Origin of the sequence: Microbacterium sp. (assembly GCF_052102115.1) — a bacterium.
In the GTDB taxonomy this organism is placed as follows: domain Bacteria; phylum Actinomycetota; class Actinomycetes; order Actinomycetales; family Microbacteriaceae; genus Microbacterium.
Genome location: NZ_JBQDVP010000027.1, coordinates 1 through 17,822, shown reverse-complemented (window position 1 = coordinate 17,822; position 17,822 = coordinate 1). Strand labels below are relative to the sequence as shown.

Below are 17,822 nucleotides of genomic sequence, written 5' to 3'. Positions count from 1 at the left end.
GTGCAGGCGGTGCGACCGCCTTCGCCGTGGCAAGAGGAGGAAATGTCGTTTCCCGGGTGGCACTGCGACGCTAGGCTGAAGAGCAATCGCGCGCCCGGCGCTGTGCACCTGTCCGTGACGATGCGGATGCGCCAGGGAATCGGGCGCCGTCGTCAATCGTTGGAAAGGGCATGACCGTGACCGAACTGCAGTGGGCCGAGATCGATCGACGTGCGGTGGACACCGCCCGAGTGCTGGCGGCGGACGCCGTCGAGAAGGTCGGCAACGGTCACCCGGGAACCGCGATGAGCCTGGCTCCCGCCGCCTACCTCCTGTACCAGCGCGTGCTCCGCCATGACCCGACGGATGTCGACTGGCTGGGCCGCGACCGGTTCATCCTGTCGGCGGGCCACTCGTCGCTGACGCAGTACGTGCAGCTGTACCTCGGCGGGTTCGGTCTCGAGCTCGACGATCTGAAGGCGCTGCGTACTTGGGGCTCCAAGACTCCGGGGCACCCGGAGTACGGCCACACCCAGGGCGTCGAGATCACCACCGGCCCGCTCGGCCAGGGACTGTCATCGGCCGTCGGCTTCGCATATGCGGCCCGCTACGAGCGTGGCCTGTTCGATCCGGATGCTGCCGCTGGCACGAGCCCGTTCGATCACTTCGTGTACGTGATCGCCGGCGACGGCGACCTGCAGGAGGGCGTCACCAGCGAGGCGGGTTCGCTGGCCGGCCACCAGCAGCTGGGCAATCTGATCGCCATCTACGACTCGAATCAGATCTCCATCGAGGACGATACGAACGTCGCGTTCACCGAAGACGTCGCCGCGCGTTACGAGGCGTACGGCTGGCACGTGCAGACGGTCGATTGGAAGAAGACCGGCGAGTACGTCGAAGACATCGCCGAGCTGCACGCGGCCATCGAGGCCGCCAAGGGCGAGACCGGCAAGCCGTCGCTCATCGTCCTCAAGACGATCATCGGCTGGCCGTCGCCCGGCAAGCAGAACTCCGGCAAGATCCACGGCTCGGCGCTCGGGTCCGATGAGCTCGCCGCGACGAAGAAGGTGCTCGGTTTCGACCCCGAGCAGACCTTCGTCGTCGACGACGAGGTCATCGCGCACACCCGTGCCCTGGCCGACCGCGCCGCCGAGGAACGTGCCGCATGGCAGCAGTCGTTCGACGCTTGGGCCGCCGCGAACCCCGAGCGCAAGGCACTGCTCGACCGTGTCGAAGCGCACGAGCTTCCCGAGGACATCGTCGACGCGCTGCCCGCGTTCGAATCCGGCAAGGACGTCTCGACGCGTGCCGCATCCGGTCAGGTGATCAACGCCCTCGCCGCTGAACTCCCCGAGTTGTGGGGCGGCTCCGCAGACCTCGCCGAGTCCAACCTCACCTCCATCAAGGGCGCCCCGTCGTTCATCCCGACCGAGTGGTCGACCCACGAGTGGTCGGGCAACCCGTATGGGCGCGTGATGCACTTCGGCATCCGCGAGCACGCCATGGCGGCGATCGTCAACGGCATCGTGCTGCACGGCCCGACCCGTCCGTTCGGCGGCACCTTCCTCATCTTCAGCGACTACATGCGCCCCGCCGTGCGTCTGTCTGCTCTGATGAACATCCCGAGCATCTTCGTCTGGACGCACGACTCCGTCGCCCTCGGTGAAGACGGTCCGACGCACCAGCCGATCGAGCAGCTCGCGACACTCCGCGCCATCCCGAACTTCACCGTCGTGCGGCCCGCCGATGCGAACGAGACCGCGGTCGTGTGGCTCGAGCTACTCCGCCGTCACGCCGGGCCCGCCGGCCTCGCCCTGACTCGCCAGAACATCCCGGTGTTCGAGCGCGGCGACGGCGCGGCATCCGGCGACACGCTCGCCTCCGCCGACAACGCCACCAAGGGTGCGTATGTCCTCGCCGAGGCGCCGAGCGGCACCCCGGACGTCATCCTCATCGCCACCGGCTCCGAGGTGCAGCTGGCCGTCGCCGCCCGCGAAACGCTCGCGGCCGAGGGTGTGAACGCCCGTGTCGTGTCCGCGCCGTCCCTGGAGTGGTTCGACGAGCAGGATGCCGCGTACCGCGAGTCCGTCCTTCCCCAGAACGTCACCGCACGCGTCTCGGTCGAGGCGGGCTCCGCCCTCACGTGGCGCGGCCTCGTCGGCGACGCCGGCCGCTCGGTGGCGATCGACCACTTCGGCGCGTCCGCCGACTACAAGACCCTGTTCCAGAAGTTCGGCATCACCGCCGAAGCCGTCGTCGAGGCGGCCCGCGAGACCATCAAGGAGAACGCATGACCTCCCCCACCGCACAGCTCTCCGCTGCCGGCGTCAGCATCTGGCTGGACGATCTCTCCCGCACCCGGATCGACTCGGGCAACCTCGCCGGGCTGATCGAGTCCCGCAACGTCGTCGGCGTGACCACCAACCCGACGATCTTCGCGAACGCGATCACCGACAAGAACGACACCTCGTACGACGCGCAGGTCGCCGAACTCGCAGCATCCGGCGCTTCGGCCGAAGAGGCCGTCTTCGCCGCGACGACGCAGGACGTCGGCGCAGCACTCGATGTCTTCCGTCCGGTGTGGGAGGCCAGTGGCCACGTCGACGGCCGCGTGTCGATCGAGGTCTCCCCCGACCTCGCGCATGACACCGAGGGCACCGTCGCACAGGCCCGGGAGCTGTGGTCGAAGATCGATCGTCCGAACTTGCTGGTGAAGATCCCCGCCACCAAGGCCGGGCTTCCCGCGATCGCCCAGGCGATCGGCGCAGGAATCAACGTCAACGTCACTCTGATCTTCAGCCTCGAACGCTACGCCGACGTCATCGACGCGTACCTGACCGGCCTCGAGACGGCCCAGGCCGCCGGTATCGACCTGTCGACGATCCAGTCGGTCGCGTCGTTCTTCGTCTCACGCGTCGACACCGAGACCGACAAGCGCCTCACGGCCATCGGCACCGACGAGGCCGCTGGCCTGAAGAGCAAGGCCGGGCTCGCGAACGCCCGGCTCGCCTACGAGCTGTTCGAGAAGACGTTCGCCGGCGACCGCGCTAAGGCCCTTCTCGACGCCGGCGCGAACCCGCAGCGACCGCTGTGGGCCTCCACCGGTGTCAAGGACCCAGCGCTCCCCGACACGCTCTACGTCACCGAGCTCGTCGCCCAGGGCGTCGTGAACACCATGCCCGAGAAGACGCTCGAGGCGACCTTCGACCACGCGGTCGTCGCGGGTGACACGATCACCGGCGGCTACGAGGACGCCCGTGAGGTCTTCGCCGGTCTGGAGAAGGTCGGCGTGGACTTCGACGACGTGACGCAGGTGCTCGAAGACGAGGGAGTGACGAAGTTCATCGACTCCTGGCACGACCTGCTCACCCAGGTCGCCGAGGGACTCGAGGCCCAGCGATGACCTTCTCGATCCACGCCTCGGGCGCCCCGAAGGTCGCGATCGACGAGGTCGTTCCGCGACTGGTCGGCGACCTCGTCGCCTCGCGCATCACTGCTTTCGACTCGACCCTGTGGGGCGCAGCTGCCGAAGAGGAGGCCGCCAAGCGCCTGGGCTGGGTGGAGGCCGTCTCGGTCTCTCGCCCGCTGGTCGACGAGATCGTCGCCCTCCGGGACGAGCTTCGCGCCCAGGGTGTGCACCGCGTCGTCCTCGCCGGCATGGGCGGCTCGTCGCTCGCCCCCGAGGTCATCGCCCAGACGGCCGGCGTGCCGCTGACGATCCTCGACTCCACCGCGCCAGGCCAGGTGCTCGCCGCTCTCGACGACGACCTGGCCGAGACTGTGCTCGTGGTGTCGTCGAAGTCCGGCTCGACCGTCGAGACCGACTCGCAGCGCCGCACCTTCGAGGCCGCATTCCGCGACATCGGCGTCGACCCGATCGAGCGCATCGTCGTGGTCACCGACCCCGGCTCCCCGCTGGACACCTCGGCGCGAGAGACGGGCTACCGGGTCTTCAACGCCGACCCGAACGTCGGAGGCCGCTACTCGGCTCTCACCGCGTTCGGTCTGGTCCCCTCGGGGCTGGCTGGCGTCGACATCGGCGAACTGCTCGACGAGGCCGAGGCCACGCTGCTGCAGGTGGCCATCGACCAGGCCGACAACCCCGCGCTGCGTCTGGCCGCCGCGATCGCCGCAACCAACCCGCGCCGCGACAAGATGGGCCTGGTGACCGACGGCACGCACATCGTCGGGCTTCCGGACTGGATCGAACAGCTGATCGCCGAATCGACCGGCAAGGAGGGCACCGGCATCCTGCCCGTCGTCCTGCTGCCGGTCTCCCCCGAGCTCGAGTCGCTGCCCGCCGATCTGCAGATCGTGCGCCTGGTCGACGACGCGAACGAGTTCCATCTGCACGAGCGCCACCAGGGCGAGATCCTCGTCAGCGGCTCGCTCGGTGCGAACTTCATCGTCTGGGAATACGCCACCGCGATCGCCGGACACCTGCTCGGCATCAACCCGTTCGACCAGCCCGACGTCGAGTCGGCCAAGGTCGCCGCACGCGGGCTGCTGGACGCACGCCCGGAGCCGACCGAGCCCGCGTTCGTCCAGAACGGCATCGAGGTGCGCGCAACGGATCCGGCGCTGGCTGCATCCGGTGACATCGAGGCGGTCATGGATGCCCTCTGGGCCCGGCTCCCCGAAGACGGTTACGTGTCCATCCAGGCCTACGTGAACCGTCTCGAACTGCCACAGCTGCAGGGCCTGCGCGAACTCGTCGCCGCCGACTCTGGTCGACCGACGACGTTCGGCTGGGGGCCGCGATTCCTGCACTCCACCGGGCAGTACCACAAGGGTGGGCCCGCACAGGGCGTGTACCTGCAGATCCTCGAGCGCACCGACGTCGATCTCGAGATCCCGGACAGCCCCTTCACGTACGGTCAACTGATCCAGGCGCAGGCCACCGGCGACGCGGGTGTGCTCGCCGAGCACGGCCGGCCTGTCGTCACCCTCACGATCACGGATGATTCCGCCGACGTGATCGCACTGTTCGAAGCCGCTCAGAAGTAACCCACCTGGAGTACATCTCACCGATGACCGTTCCCGTATCGCGCGGCCACAACCCGCTGCGCGACCCCGATGACCGTCGCCTCAATCGCATCGCCGGTCCCAGCGCGCTGGTGATCTTCGGTGTCACCGGCGATCTGTCTCGCAAGAAGCTCATGCCGGCGGTGTACGACCTCGCGAACCGGGGGCTGCTGCCCCCGGGATTCGCGCTGGTCGGCTTCGCCCGGCGCGACTGGGAGGACCAGGACTTCGCCCAGGTCGTCTACGACGCGGTCAAAGAGCATGCGCGCACCGAGTTCCGCGAAGACACCTGGAAGCAGTTGCTGCAGGGCATCCGGTTCGTCTCCGGTGAATTCGACAACCCCGAGTCGTTCGCGAAGCTGCGCGAGACGGTCGAGAAGCTCGATATCGAGCGCGGAACGATGGGCAACCACGCGTACTATCTGTCCATCCCGCCGAGGTCCTTCCCGCAGGTCGCGAACCAGCTGAAGGACTCCGGTCTCGTCGGCGAGGATCGCGGCGACGACCGGTGGCGACGCGTCGTCATCGAAAAGCCCTTCGGGCACGATCTCGATTCGGCGCGCGCGCTGAACGAGGCGCTGGAGGTGGCGTTCCCGGCCGACTCGATCTTCCGCATCGATCACTACCTCGGCAAGGAGACGGTGCAGAACATCCTGGCGCTGCGCTTCGCCAACGCGCTGTACGAGCCGATCTGGAACCGGAACTTCGTCGACCACGTGCAGATCACGATGGCCGAGGACATCGGCGTCGGCGGGCGTGCGGGCTACTACGACGGCATCGGCGCAGCGCGCGATGTGATCCAGAACCACCTGCTCCAGCTGCTCGCGCTCACCGCTATGGAAGAGCCGATCAGCCTGTCCGCGGAGCACCTGCGGGCCGAGAAGGAGAAGGTCCTGGCGGCTGTGAAGCTGCCCGACGACCTGTCTCTGGCGACCGCCCGCGGACAGTACGCCGGTGGCTGGCAGGGCGGCCAAGAAGTCAGCGGATTCCTCGACGAGGACGGGATGAACCCCGAGTCGGTCACCGAGACCTACGCGGCGATCAAGCTCGAGATCGCGAACCGGCGCTGGGCCGGCGTTCCCTTCTACCTGCGCAGCGGAAAACGCCTCGGACGACGCGTCACCGAGATCGCTGTGGTGTTCGAACGCGCCCCCGAGCATCTGTTCGGCCGCGGTAACGCCGCCGAACTCGGTCAGAACGCGCTCGTCATCCGCGTACAGCCCGACGAGGGCGTGACGATCCGTTTCGGCTCGAAGGTGCCGGGACCAGGCACGAACGTGCGCGATGTGACCATGGACTTCGGCTACGGCCACGCCTTCACCGAGGCGAGCCCTGAGGCATACGAGCGTCTGATCCTCGACGTCCTGCTCGGCGATCCCCCGCTGTTCCCTCGCCACGAGGAGGTGGAGCTGAGCTGGAAGATCCTCGACCCCGTCGAACAGTACTGGGCCGACGAAGGGGGTCCGCTGGAGCAGTACGCTCCCGGTTCCTGGGGGCCGGCATCCGCCGATGCCCTCCTTGCCCGTGACGGACGAGTCTGGAGACGCCCGTGATCATCGATCTTCCCGACACGACCGTCAGCCAGGTCGCCAAGCAGCTCGTCAGTGTGCGTGAAGAGGGCGGGGCCGTCGCGCTCGGACGCGTGCTCACCCTTGTCATCTCGGCGCGCAACGGCGTCGCAGAGGCCGCCATCGACGCGGCCAACGACGCATCTCGAGAGCACCCGATGCGCGTGATCGTGCTCACCACCGGCGATGGTGACGCACACCTCGACGCGCAGATCCGCATCGGCGGGGATGCCGGGGCCAGCGAGGTCATCGTCCTCCGGGCGTACGGCGCCGCCGCGAGCAACGAGGAGAGCCTGATCACCGGTCTGCTGCTGCCGGATGCTCCGGTCGTCGCCTGGTGGCCCGACGAGGCGCCCTCCGACCCGGCATCGTCACCGCTCGGGCGGATCGCCCAGCGGCGCATCACGGATGCCGCGACCACCCCCGACGTGCGCGACCGGTTGGCCCTGCGCGGCCGCACGCACGCGCCGGGTGACACCGACCTCGCCTGGACCCGACTGACGCACTGGCGTGAGCAGCTCGCCGCCGTGCTCGACCAGCCGCCATTCGAATCGGTCACGGCCGCGGAGGTGCGCGGAGCTGCGGGCTCGCCGTCCACGGCACTGCTGGCGGCCTGGCTGCGGCTCGCCCTGCGGGTGCCGGTGCGCTGGTCGTACGAGGATCCCGAGACCTGGGCCGACGGCATCAAATCGGTGCGTCTCTCGCGTGCCGGCGGAGACATCCTGCTCGAGCGCCCCGAGCCCGGCGTCGCATTGCTGACCCAGCCCGACCAGCCCGACCATGATCTCGTCCTGCCGCGTCGCACGCTGCGCGAGTGCCTGGCGGAGGAGCTGCGGCGCCTCGACCCCGATGTGCTCTATGGCCGGGTCATCACCGAAGGCTGGGAGTTGCTCGGTCCGCCCGAGAAGGTAGCGTAAGGCGCATGGAAGCACCATCTGCCGAGAAGGTCGTCGTCGTCGATCCGACCCCCGCAGCGGTGGCAGACCGCGTCGCCGATCGGTTTCTGACCCGTGTCAGGGCGCGTACCCGCAACGGCCGGGTCGCGCACATCGCGCTCACCGGCGGTTCGATGGGCGGCGCCGTGCTCGCGGCGGTTGCCCGGCACGCCAAAGTGTCGTCGATCGACTGGACGCTGGTGCACTTCTGGTGGGGAGACGAGCGCTTCGTCTCCCGCACGGACGCCGACCGCAACGCCCGCCAATCGCGCGAAGCGCTGCTGGATCACATCGACCTCCCCGCGGAGAACATCCACGAAGTCGCCGCGTCGGACGACGGCGTCTCCCTCGATGAGGCGGCGGCCGCGTACGCTGCGGAGCTGGCGCGCTTCGGCACCGACGAGGATCCGTGGCCGTCGTTCGCGGTGTGCTTCCTCGGCGTCGGGCCGGACGGGCACGTCGCATCGCTCTTCCCCGACCGCCCAGAAGTGACGATCACGGATGCCGCCGCACTGCCCGTGCGCGACTCCCCCAAACCGCCCCCGGAGCGCGTCACGCTCACGCGCCCGGTGATCAATGCATCCAAGCGTGTGTGGCTGGTTCTCACCGGTGCCGACAAGGCTTCGGCGCTGGGGCTCGCGCTCGCGGGGGCGAACTACGCGAACGTTCCCGCGGCGGGCGCCAAGGGGCGCAAGCGCACGGTGTTCTTCGTCGACGAAGCCGCCGCTGCCGAGGTCCCCGAGGACCTCATCGATCAGGACTACTGATCTGATCCTTCTGCCGGGCGCTCTCCGGCGTCGCCATCGCTGCCACGGGTGATGTCCAATTCCTGGCTCTCGCTGAGCACCTGCGGGTGGTAGCGCGCGAGGCCGACGACTCCCCACACGGCGACAGCGCCGATCGCGACGAATGCGACGAGGGCCCAGACCGGCGCCGCAGCTGCCTCGCCCAGCACCACGATGCCGATGACGACCGCGACGATCGGGTCGACGACGGTGAGGCCGGCGATGACGAGGTCGGGCGGCCCGGAGCTGTAGGCGGTCTGCACGAAGTAGGCGCCGACGGCGGCGGCGGCGATCAGCGCGATCACGCATACGAGCGTCAGCCAGTCGAAGTTCTCGGCCTGCAGCCGCTTGATGATGACCTTCGCCAGCGTCGCGACGAACCCGTAGAGGATGCCGGCGCCGATCACGTAGAACAGCGCGCGCATCCGGCGCCGGAGGATCAGCCAGCAAGCGGCCAGCACGATGATCACGACGAGCAGTGTGGTGAGGATGATGAACAGCTTCTCCGTCGTGACTTCCTTCTCTGTAGCGAAGATCGCGGCGAGGAAGACGAACAGGAAGATGCCCCCGACACAGGCGACGATCGAGGTGATCGACTTCCTCGTCGGTGCGTGCCCCGAGACATGGGCATTGAGCAGCGTCGTGATCACGAGGGCGATCGCGCCCAACGGCTGCACGACGATGAGCGGGGCGATCGCGAGCGCGGCGAGCTGGCAGACGATCGCCAACACCAGCATCAGAGTTCCCAGCAGCCACGACGGGCGCGTCAGCAGTGCCTTGATCTGGTCCCAGCTGAGCCCGGACGCACCATCGGCACCGCTCAGTCGCTCCACCTTCGTGACGCCGCGGTGCTGGTACTGCGCACCGAACGACATGAAGACGGCGCCGGCGAGGGCGAGCGGGATACCGAGCAGCAGCGCTGGGTTCTGGAATGCCCCGACCAGCTGATCGCTGACCTCGCCGACTGACATCCACACCCCGGAGTTCACAGTAGAACCCTACCCGTCGATCACCGGACAGTAGGGTTGTGGCGTGGCTGTTCTTCCGATTCGCATCATGGGCGATCCTGTCCTGCACTCCCCCGCATCCGAAGTCGGCGAGATCACCGACGATATCCGCGCCCTGGTCGACGACATGTTCGAGACGATGGATGCCGCGCCAGGAGTGGGGCTCGCCGCCCCTCAGATCGGGCAGCCGCTGCGCATCTACACCTACTCCTATGTGGACGACGACGACAAGCCCTGGCGCGGCGCGATCATCAACCCCGTGCTGTGGATGTCACCGCCAGAACCCGGATCGCCCGACCCCGATGAGGAGTCTGAGGGGTGCCTGTCGTTTCCTGGTGAGCGCTTCCCGCTGCGCCGGGCCGATCGGGTGCTCGTCACCGGCACCGACGTCTCCGGCGCCGAGGTGCGCATCGAGGTGGACGGATGGCGCGCCCGCATCATGCAGCACGAATTCGATCACCTCGACGGCATCCTGTACGTCGACCGCCTCTCGGACGGCGACTGGAAGACCGTCCAGAAGATCGCGCGCAAGCGCGGCTGGGGTCGCCCCGGTGCGAGTTGGATCCCGGGCGTCGACGATCTCGAAGGATAGATAGGATTTTCACAGGCGGGTCGATCACATCCGTCACATTTCACCGGAGGGGAAAACGATGATCATGACGCGCAAGAAGCGCGCGCTGGCTCTGGCCGGGGCTGCCGTGGCGCTGAGCCTCGCACTCAGCGGATGCAGCGCACTGAGCGGAATCATGGGCGGCAGCGACGCTCAGCGCGACGACGAGGGCAATGTCACCGAAGAGTCGAACGTCGACGTCTTCTCGCTGAAGGTCGGTGACTGCATGCCCGCGACCGACAGCACCGGCGAGATCACCGACGTCGACGTCGTGCCGTGCTCGGAGCCGCACACCGATGAGGTGTTCTACGAGTTCGAGCTGGCCGACGGCGATCTGCCCAGCGACGACGAGATCCAGGCCGAGGTCGAGGCAGAATGCGTGCCCGCCTTCACGGAGTTCGTCGGCACCGACTACTACGAGTCGACCCTCGACTTCTGGTGGATGACTCCGACAGAAGAGACCTGGACCCAGGCGAACGACCGCCTCGTGCAGTGCATCATCTACCAGCCCGACGAAGCCGGGACCGGCTCCATGGACGTCGAAGGCTCCCTCGAGGGCGCCGGCGTCTGATCAGCCCTGAGAACGAAGAAGGCCCCGTCTGTGGACGGGGCCTTCTTCGTTCTGCTCCCCGAGTTGGATTCGAACCAACAACCTGCCGGTTAACAGCCGGCTGCTCTGCCGTTGAGCTATCGGGGATCATGCTTTGTCGCCGAGGCAACCAGACCAGCTTAGCAAACTCCCCCGGGTGCACGTGACATCCGCAGGCCCCCTCGGGCGTGTCCGGCGAGGGTCACCACCCCGGCGAATCCGCCGCCGCGTTCGGCACCCAGAGCAGGTCCTTGCCCACGCCCCTGGCCACCACGTGACCGCCCTTGAGCATCAGCGTCTCGGCGTTCAGCTCGCGGATGAAGGCGGCGTCGTTCGTCACCAGCAGAGCCCCCATGCCGTCCTCTTTTCGGCGCCGGGTGATGGCATCGAACACGACAGGTCGCACCTCGAGATCGAGATTCGCGAGCGGTTCGTCGGCGATGAGCACTTTCGGTTCGAGCACGAACGATCGTGCGATCGCGACGCGCTGACGCATCCCCGCACTGAGCTCGTAGGGGAACTTCGCCGCCGTCCCCAGCGGAAGGTGCATCTCATCGAGCAGGGTTGCGACGCGGATGGAGAGCGCCCTGCTGTTGACGCGCTTCTCGCGGATGAGGATCGGCTCGGCGATCACATCGCTGACGGTGAGCGTCGGCGGCAGATCCGCGCCCGCCGCCTGCGGGATGTAACCGGTGAGATAGGTGAGCTCACGATGTCTGCGCCCGGGCTTTCGAACGTTCACCCCGCACACCTCCGCCCGTCCGCCGGCGATCCGCACCGAGGGATCGGTCGCACCGGCCAGAGCCGCCACGAGGGTGGACTTGCCCGAACCGGTGGGACCGGCAACGCAGATGAGCTCCCCCGCGGGGAGGGCGAACGTCACTCCGTCTACCGCTCGAGTGGGCGCACTGTGCCCGATCCGATCGATGACGAGATCGGAGCAGTCGATCAGATGGGCGGAGTCGGACCTTCGAGACATGAGCCCATCCTCCCCCGCAGGGCGGACCGGTTCGGGTTACGACTCGGCGAACCGCTGACGCTCGACGTCGATGTCGCGCAGTCGCACGCGCAGCGCCCGCCCGCCATCCGAATCGGCGGGCACTCGCTGGATCGCCCCGAGCAGCTCCTGCTTCTCGCGCTCCAGGCCCCGCACGATCATCCGACGGGTCAGATCGGCTGTGGATGCCACGGCGCCCGCCTCGTCCTTTGCGGGGAACGGGCTCATCAGCAACTCACCCGCCAAGGAACGGTACGGCTCGCGAACGGCGTTGACAGCATCCATCGCCCATCCCGCCCTGGTCCGGTCGGGCGCGGAGGCGATCGTCTCGCGGATGGCCTCGAGCGCCGGATGCCGGAACGGCGCCTCCAGCGCACGGGCGAGCAGGCCCTGGTCGACCTGATGACCGTACTGCAGCGTCCCCATGATCATGCCGCGTTCGACGGCGACGTCGGCCGTCCGGGGCAGACTCGACAGCGTCACCGCGGGCACCTCCGAAGCCCCCGGCTGCGCAGCAGGTGGTTCCTGCCTCGATTTCGCAGCTCCTGCGCCTCGCGCGGCGCGCTCGACCTCGGCGCGCACCTCGGTCGGGTCCATACCCAGGCGCCGGGCGAGCACCCGCTCGTACCCGGGGCGGAGCAGCCGATCACGGATCTCAGCGACGATCGGAGCCGCAGCGCGCAGCGCGCCCACCTGCCCTTCGACCGTGGCGAGTTCGTACCCGGCGAGCTTGCGGTCGATCGCGAACTCGAACATGGGCACCTTGGCGTCCATGAGGCCGCGCACCGCGGCATCCCCGCGCTGCAGCCGCAGATCGCAGGGGTCGAGGCCGTCCGGGGCGACGGCGACGAACGTCTGCGCGTTGAACCGGTCGTCCTCGCTGAAGGCGCGCAGGGCCGCCTTCTGCCCCGCCTCATCACCGTCGAAGGTGAAGACGACTTCGCCGGAGCTGGAGTCGTCACCCATCACCCGGCGCAGCACCTTGATGTGCTCGGCGCCGAACGCCGTACCGCATGTGGCAATCGCCGTGGTGACGCCGGCGAGATGGCACGCCATGACGTCGGTGTACCCCTCGACGACCACGACGCGGCGCGGATCGCCGCGGGCGATGTCGCGCTTGGCGAGGTCGAGCCCGTAGAGCACCTGGTTCTTCTTATAGATGATCGTCTCGGGGGTGTTCAGATACTTCGGCCCCTGATCGTCATCGAACAGTTTGCGCGCGCCGAAACCGATCGTCTGGCCCGTCACATCGCGGATCGGCCACACCAGTCGGCCGCGGAACCGGTCGTAGACACCGCGCTGCCCCTGCGAGACGAGGCCAGCGGCGAGCAGCTCCTCGCGGGTGAACCCCTGCGCGGTGAGTGCCTTCAGCATCCCGTCCCACCCGCGCGGCGCGAAGCCGACGCCGAAGTGTGCGGCCGCCCCGGCGTCGAAGCCCCGCTCACCGAGGAAGCGTCTGCCGGTCTCGGCATCGGCGCTCAGCAGCTGGCTGCGGAAGAACTCCGCCGCCGCGGCATTGGCCGCATACAGCCGGCTGCGTCCGCTGGTCTCGGGGGCCGCTCCCCCGTCTTCGTAGTGCAGCGAGTAGCCGAGACGCCCGGCCAGACGCTCGACGGCCTCGGTGAAGCTGACGTGATCGATCGCGCGCAAGAAGGAATAGACGTCGCCGGACTCGCCGCAGCCGAAGCAGTGGTAGAAGCCCACCTGGGGGCGCACGTGGAAGCTCGGGCTCTTCTCATCATGGAACGGGCACAGGCCCTTGAGCGACCCCACCCCGGCAGACTTCAGCGCGACCCGCTCTCCCACGATGTCGGCGATGTTCGTGCGGGATTTGACCTCGTCGACATCGGCCTGGCGGATGCGGGGCATCAGTGCGCCCCTTCGGTCATCCGTGCCTGAGTGTGCGCGTGCGTTCTGGAGCCCGGGCGCGGCGTGCGCGGCGTCCAGATGCCCACCTCGGCCGGATCGATATCGCCGACCAGGCGGTTGTGCCAGTCCAGAGCCGTCTGATCCGTCAGGCTCGCGATCTGATCGACGACGACCCTGGCGCGCTCGGCATCCGATTCCGCGTCTTGGAAGTCGGCAGCGAAGGCGGGCTCGAGCACGTCGGCACCAGCGTTCCAGAGCGCGTCCGTCGACCACAGCGCATCTGCCAGGCGCCGCAGCACCCGGCGCTGCTCCTTGTACACGCCCTTACGGGCATCGATCGTGACGATCGCCTGCCCCATGATGCCCTTGAGCACGGCGATCTCAACCTCGACCACACGCGGTACGACGACGTGCGCGTTGTATCGGACCAGCGAGGGACCGCTGTAGGTCTCCCGAGTCGCCGTGACTGCGGCCCGGGCGAACCGGCCGATGAGGTCGCTGGTGAGGTTCTTCAGGCGGGCAAGATCCTGCCGCGACCGATCGAAGGACTTCAGCCACATCGGCTGGCGAGTGAGGCGATACAGGCCGTCGGCGAGCTCTTCGCGAGTGAAGTCGTAGCCGACCCACTGCTGCACGCGACTGACGAGCGCGTGGTGCTCCGCGGGATCCGACAACTGAGCCACGTCGAGGTAACCGTTGACGATGGCGTCCTCGAAGTCGTGCACCGAGTACCCGATGTCGTCGGAGAGGTCCATGATCTCGGCCTCGATGCAGCGCAGGCGCCCCGGTGCACCCTCGCGCATCCAGCGGAACACCGCTTCGTCTTCGGGGTAGACGCCGAACTTCAACCGACCGCCGGGGTCGGGGACGGGACTGTCGACGGTCCAGGGATACTTGCAGGTGGCGTCGAGGCTGGCACGAGTCAGGTTGAGTCCGACGGAGTGCCCGTCCGCATCGAGGACTTTCGCCTCCAGACGGGTGAGAATGCGCAGCGACTGTGCATTGCCCTCGAAGCCGCCGATGGGCTCTGACCACTCGTTGAGCGCCCGCTCCCCGTTGTGCCCGAAGGGCGGGTGGCCGAGGTCGTGACTCAGGCACGCGGTGTCGACGACATCGGCGGAGACGCCGAGCGCGACGGCGAGCTCACGGCCGACCTGGGCGACTTCGAGCGAGTGCGTCAGGCGGTTGCGGGCGAAGTCTGCGGTGCTCGCGGGGCTCAGTACCTGCGTCTTCGCGGCGAGGCGGCGCAGGGCTGCAGAGTGCAGCACGCGGGCGCGGTCGCGCGCGAAGTCGTCTCGTTCGGAACGGTGGGTCTGGGTGAAGAAGCGCTCGGCGTCGCGCGGCTCGTAGCCGTCGGCGCGCGCGTCACCCGCCACTGTTCTCGATCTCCGCTCCGCGCAGCATCTCACCGGTATCCGCGGCGACCTCACGCGAGTCCAACCACTTATCCGGCAGCGCCGGACGCTTGGGCCGGCCTGCCCGGCCGCGCTGCCCTTCGGCATCCGCTCCCGGGTACGGAGCATCGTGGTCGAGCTGCCCCAGCAGCTCGTCGATGTGGGCGAGGCTCTGCGCGGTGGCGAGTCCCGTACGGATGTCGCTGCCGACCGGGTATCCCTTGAAGTACCAGGCGACGTGCTTCCGGATGTCGCGGCATCCGTGATCTTCGTCGTCGAAGAAGTCGACGAGCAGCTCGGCGTGCCGACGGAACGCGTTCGCCACGAAGCCGAGCGTGGCATCGACCGCGACCGATTCGGCGCCGAAGGCCCCGGCGAGATCGCCGAACAGCCAGGGACGGCCGAGGCATCCGCGGCCGACGACGACGCCGTCGCAGTCGGTCTCGGCCATCATGCGCACGGCGTCGTCGGCCGACCAGATGTCGCCATTGCCGAGCACGGGGATGCTCGTGACAGCTTGTTTGAGTTCGCCGATCGCGTTCCAGTCGGCGTAGCCCGAGTAGAACTCGCTCGCCGTGCGGGCGTGCAGCGCAACGGCTGCCGCTCCGGCATCCTCGGCGGCACGACCGGCATCCAGGAAGGTGAGGTGATCGGGGTCGATTCCCTTGCGCATCTTCACCGTCAGCGGGAGGGGGCCTGCAGCCTTCACGGCCTGGTCGACGATGTCGGAAAAAAGGCTCGTCTTCCACGGCAGCGCCGCTCCCCCGCCCTTGCGCGTGACCTTGGGCACGGGGCAGCCGAAGTTCAGGTCGATATGATCGGCGTGGTCCTCGGCGACGATGATGCGCACCGCCTCGGCGATGGTCTTCGGGTCGACGCCGTACAGTTGGATCGACCGCGGCGTCTCGGACTCGTGGTGGCGGATGAGCCGCATCGTGGTGTCGTTGCGCTCGACCAGAGCGCGAGAGGTGATCATCTCACTGACGTAGAGACCTGCACCGTACTCACGGCACAGTCGGCGGAACGCCGTGTTCGTGATGCCCGCCATCGGCGCGAGGACGACCGGCACGTCGAGGTCGATGGGGCCGATGCGCAGGGCGCGGGCTGGGGCTGTGGCGATGCTCATATCTTCTCCATTCTCCCACCCTCGACGCGCCCGGCGCTCAACGCGGACGTAGGGTGTGGATATGACCGATTCCAGCGTGCGACAGATCCCCTTCACCGATGCGGACGGAGACGAGAAGACCCTCGATGACCTCGGTGCCGATGTGGTGCTCGTCGTCAACGTCGCGTCGAAATGCGGTCTGACGCCGCAGTACGAGCAGCTCGAACAGCTGCAGCGCACCTACGGCGATCGTGGGTTCAGCGTCGTCGGGTTCCCGTGCAACCAGTTCATGGGCCAGGAGCCCGGTTCGCTCGAGCAGATCCAGGACTTCTGCTCCACCACGTACGGGGTCACGTTCCCGATCAACGACAAGGTGAAGGTCAACGGCCGAGGCGCGGTCGACCTGTACAAGACGCTCAAGCAGACTCCGGATGCCGGCGGCAAGGCCGGCCGCGTGGCGTGGAACTTCGAGAAGTTCCTCGTCCTGCCCAACGGCGAAGTGCGCCGGTTCCGGCCGCAGCAGAAGCCGGACGCCCCCGAGATCGTCGAGGCGATCGAAGCCGCGCTGCCGCGCTAGGTGTATTTCCTCGGGAGGTTGTGAACGCGTGACATAGAGAAGACCTCCGGCCAGGATGTGGGTTACCACACTCGCATCTCTAAACCGGAGGTCTCCATGACTCACGCTAATGCTCCGTTGACGCCTGAGGGGCGGCGACGTCTTGCCCTGTTGATAACTCAGGATGGCTGGTCGCTTCGGCGCGCGGCTGAACGGTTCCAGTGCTCGCCGGCGACGGCGAAACGATGGGTCGATCGCTACCGATCTGGACAGCCGTTAACCGATCGCAGTTCCAGGCCCCGATGCTGTCCGAACCAGCTTCCGCGACGCACCGAGCGTCGTGTCATCGCGTTGCGTTTCACCCGTCGCTGGGGCCCGCACCGCATCGCGTATCACCTGGGGCTGCACCGTTCGACGGTCGGCCGCGTGCTCTCCCGATACTCGATGCCATTGCTGGCCCACGTTGATCAGTCCACCGGTCTGCGCGTGCGCAAACCCACGCCCCGACGCTACGAAGCCACCGCGCCCGGTCAACTGGTGCACGTGGACATCAAGAAACAGGGTCGCATTCCCGACGGCGGCGGATGGCGGATCCACCACCGCGGATCCGCGCAAGATCGCAAAGCGGGTGCCGCCCGTGACCGCGCCGCACGCGCGGGAGCACCAGGATCGCGCGGCTACCGATACCTGCATCACGCCGTCGATGACTACTCACGAGTGGCATACTCCGAGATCCTCGACGACGAACGCAAAGAGACCGCCGCGGCATTCTGGCAACGCGCCAACACCTTCTTCACCAGCATCGGAATCACCGTCACCTCTGTCATGACCGATAACGGCGCCTGCTACCGATCCCGCGCCTTCGCCGCAGCACTCGGCAACATCAGACACAAACGCACCAAGCCCTACCGCCCGCAAACCAACGGGAAAGTCGAACGCTTCAACCGCACCCTCGCCACCGAATGGGCCTACGCGACCGCCTACGACAACGAAAACGCCCGCACCGAGGCCTACACCGCCTGGCTCCACCACTACAACCACCACCGACCCCACACAGGCATCGACGGCCAAACACCCTCAGAACGCGTTCACAACCTCACAGGGAACTACAGCTAGGCCTCCTGCGCCTCAGCCGGGTGGGGTGTGTCTGGAAACTTGCGGGTGCACGCGGCATCCACCCGCAACAAACCCGACACGCATCTGGGCGCGTCTGGGTTATTGACGGTTCTGGCGGAGCCGACCCGCGACAACCCGGACACGCCCCAGCGTGAGGACTACGCCTCCGCCTGCGCCGGCTCGTCCGCCTGCGCCGGCTCGCCGCGCTTGGACCACAGGTCACGGAGGACGTTCGGGGTCTGTCCGTTCCTTTGTGTACGGGGCTTCGGCTTAGTTGATTCCTAGGC

15 protein-coding genes and 1 tRNA gene are annotated in these 17,822 nt (G+C 67.8%); 10 read left to right on the top strand and 6 right to left on the bottom strand.

Features of this window, described 5'->3' with window-relative positions:
* Positions 1–170: 170 nt before the first annotated feature.
* The 6 genes from tkt to pgl are packed head-to-tail and all read left to right on the top strand — an operon-like array spanning position 171 to position 8,274.
* Entirely contained in the window at positions 171–2,273 is a 2,103-nt protein-coding gene (gene tkt / locus ACTICP_RS09800; protein WP_441891853.1) for a transketolase, read from the top strand.
* Entirely contained in the window at positions 2,270–3,382 is a 1,113-nt protein-coding gene (tal, locus tag ACTICP_RS09795) for a transaldolase (protein ID WP_441891851.1), read from the top strand. Before tkt ends, tal begins: the two co-directional genes overlap by 4 nt.
* Positions 3,379–4,986, top strand: coding sequence for a glucose-6-phosphate isomerase (locus tag ACTICP_RS09790; protein WP_441891849.1), 1,608 nt, complete (start codon positions 3,379–3,381; stop codon positions 4,984–4,986). Before tal ends, ACTICP_RS09790 begins: the two co-directional genes overlap by 4 nt.
* Before the next feature lie 23 nt (positions 4,987–5,009).
* Positions 5,010–6,557: a glucose-6-phosphate dehydrogenase gene (gene zwf / locus ACTICP_RS09785; protein ID WP_441891847.1), complete on the top strand. Its 1,548-nt coding sequence runs from the start codon at positions 5,010–5,012 to the stop codon at positions 6,555–6,557.
* Positions 6,554–7,489: a glucose-6-phosphate dehydrogenase assembly protein OpcA gene (locus ACTICP_RS09780; RefSeq protein WP_441891845.1), complete on the top strand. Its 936-nt coding sequence runs from the start codon at positions 6,554–6,556 to the stop codon at positions 7,487–7,489. The genes zwf and ACTICP_RS09780 overlap by 4 nt, the downstream gene beginning before the upstream one ends.
* A 5-nt stretch (positions 7,490–7,494) precedes the next feature.
* The gene (gene pgl, locus ACTICP_RS09775; protein ID WP_441891843.1) at positions 7,495–8,274 is read left to right on the top strand and encodes a 6-phosphogluconolactonase; all 780 of its coding nucleotides are present in this window, start codon (positions 7,495–7,497) and stop codon (positions 8,272–8,274) included.
* Here pgl and ACTICP_RS09770 read toward each other — a convergent pair.
* Positions 8,268–9,263 carry a DMT family transporter gene (locus ACTICP_RS09770; RefSeq protein ID WP_441891897.1) on the bottom strand — a complete coding sequence of 332 codons (996 nt, stop codon included), beginning with the start codon at positions 9,261–9,263 and terminating at the stop codon, positions 8,268–8,270. The two genes, pgl and ACTICP_RS09770, sit on opposite strands and share 7 nt — an antisense overlap.
* Before the next feature lie 61 nt (positions 9,264–9,324).
* On the opposite strand from ACTICP_RS09770, the gene def reads away from it, so the two are divergent.
* Together def and ACTICP_RS09760 are read left to right on the top strand one after the other, a co-directional pair.
* The gene (def, locus tag ACTICP_RS09765) at positions 9,325–9,891 is read left to right on the top strand and encodes a peptide deformylase (RefSeq protein WP_441891841.1); all 567 of its coding nucleotides are present in this window, start codon (positions 9,325–9,327) and stop codon (positions 9,889–9,891) included.
* A gap of 64 nt (positions 9,892–9,955) precedes the next feature.
* The gene (locus tag ACTICP_RS09760) at positions 9,956–10,480 is read left to right on the top strand and encodes a septum formation family protein (protein ID WP_441891839.1); all 525 of its coding nucleotides are present in this window, start codon (positions 9,956–9,958) and stop codon (positions 10,478–10,480) included.
* 54 nt (positions 10,481–10,534) lie between these two features.
* Here the strand turns inward: ACTICP_RS09760 and ACTICP_RS09755 are convergent.
* The 5 genes from ACTICP_RS09755 to dusB form a co-directional block, all read right to left on the bottom strand.
* Positions 10,535–10,606, bottom strand: a tRNA-Asn gene (locus ACTICP_RS09755).
* A gap of 94 nt (positions 10,607–10,700) precedes the next feature.
* Positions 10,701–11,477 carry an ATP-binding cassette domain-containing protein gene (locus tag ACTICP_RS09750; protein WP_441891837.1) on the bottom strand — a complete coding sequence of 259 codons (777 nt, stop codon included), beginning with the start codon at positions 11,475–11,477 and terminating at the stop codon, positions 10,701–10,703.
* Positions 11,478–11,513: 36 nt separating this feature from the next.
* On the bottom strand, positions 11,514–13,364 hold the full coding sequence (gene dnaG / locus ACTICP_RS09745) for a DNA primase (protein WP_441891835.1): 1,851 nt from the start codon (positions 13,362–13,364) through the stop codon (positions 11,514–11,516).
* Positions 13,364–14,740 (bottom strand): deoxyguanosinetriphosphate triphosphohydrolase, encoded by a 1,377-nt coding sequence (locus ACTICP_RS09740; RefSeq protein WP_441891833.1) that lies wholly within the window; start codon positions 14,738–14,740, stop codon positions 13,364–13,366. Before ACTICP_RS09740 ends, dnaG begins: the two co-directional genes overlap by 1 nt.
* On the bottom strand, positions 14,730–15,884 hold the full coding sequence (dusB, locus tag ACTICP_RS09735; protein ID WP_441891831.1) for a tRNA dihydrouridine synthase DusB: 1,155 nt from the start codon (positions 15,882–15,884) through the stop codon (positions 14,730–14,732). Before dusB ends, ACTICP_RS09740 begins: the two co-directional genes overlap by 11 nt.
* Positions 15,885–15,945: 61 nt before the next feature.
* On the opposite strand from dusB, the gene ACTICP_RS09730 reads away from it, so the two are divergent.
* Both ACTICP_RS09730 and ACTICP_RS09725 read left to right on the top strand, forming a co-directional pair.
* Positions 15,946–16,440: a glutathione peroxidase gene (locus ACTICP_RS09730; RefSeq protein ID WP_441891829.1), complete on the top strand. Its 495-nt coding sequence runs from the start codon at positions 15,946–15,948 to the stop codon at positions 16,438–16,440.
* A gap of 96 nt (positions 16,441–16,536) precedes the next feature.
* Positions 16,537–17,535, top strand: coding sequence for an IS481 family transposase (locus ACTICP_RS09725; RefSeq protein ID WP_441891895.1), 999 nt, complete (start codon positions 16,537–16,539; stop codon positions 17,533–17,535).
* Positions 17,536–17,822: the final 287 nt, after the last annotated feature.

What these genes read in the sequence shown, in the direction of transcription:
- tkt (WP_441891853.1), top strand. Translation starts at nt 171, where the DNA reads ATGACCGTGACCGAACTGCAGTGGGCCGAGATCGATCGACGTGCGGTG.
- tal (WP_441891851.1), top strand. Translation starts at nt 2,270, where the DNA reads ATGACCTCCCCCACCGCACAGCTCTCCGCTGCCGGCGTCAGCATCTGG.
- ACTICP_RS09790 (WP_441891849.1), top strand. Translation starts at nt 3,379, where the DNA reads ATGACCTTCTCGATCCACGCCTCGGGCGCCCCGAAGGTCGCGATCGAC.
- zwf (WP_441891847.1), top strand. Translation starts at nt 5,010, where the DNA reads ATGACCGTTCCCGTATCGCGCGGCCACAACCCGCTGCGCGACCCCGAT.
- pgl (WP_441891843.1), top strand. Translation starts at nt 7,495, where the DNA reads ATGGAAGCACCATCTGCCGAGAAGGTCGTCGTCGTCGATCCGACCCCC.
- ACTICP_RS09770 (WP_441891897.1), bottom strand. Translation starts at nt 9,263, where the DNA reads ATGTCAGTCGGCGAGGTCAGCGATCAGCTGGTCGGGGCATTCCAGAAC.
- ACTICP_RS09760 (WP_441891839.1), top strand. Translation starts at nt 9,956, where the DNA reads ATGACGCGCAAGAAGCGCGCGCTGGCTCTGGCCGGGGCTGCCGTGGCG.
- ACTICP_RS09750 (WP_441891837.1), bottom strand. Translation starts at nt 11,477, where the DNA reads ATGTCTCGAAGGTCCGACTCCGCCCATCTGATCGACTGCTCCGATCTC.
- dnaG (WP_441891835.1), bottom strand. Translation starts at nt 13,364, where the DNA reads ATGCCCCGCATCCGCCAGGCCGATGTCGACGAGGTCAAATCCCGCACG.
- dusB (WP_441891831.1), bottom strand. Translation starts at nt 15,884, where the DNA reads ATGAGCATCGCCACAGCCCCAGCCCGCGCCCTGCGCATCGGCCCCATC.
- ACTICP_RS09730 (WP_441891829.1), top strand. Translation starts at nt 15,946, where the DNA reads ATGACCGATTCCAGCGTGCGACAGATCCCCTTCACCGATGCGGACGGA.
- ACTICP_RS09725 (WP_441891895.1), top strand. Translation starts at nt 16,537, where the DNA reads ATGACTCACGCTAATGCTCCGTTGACGCCTGAGGGGCGGCGACGTCTT.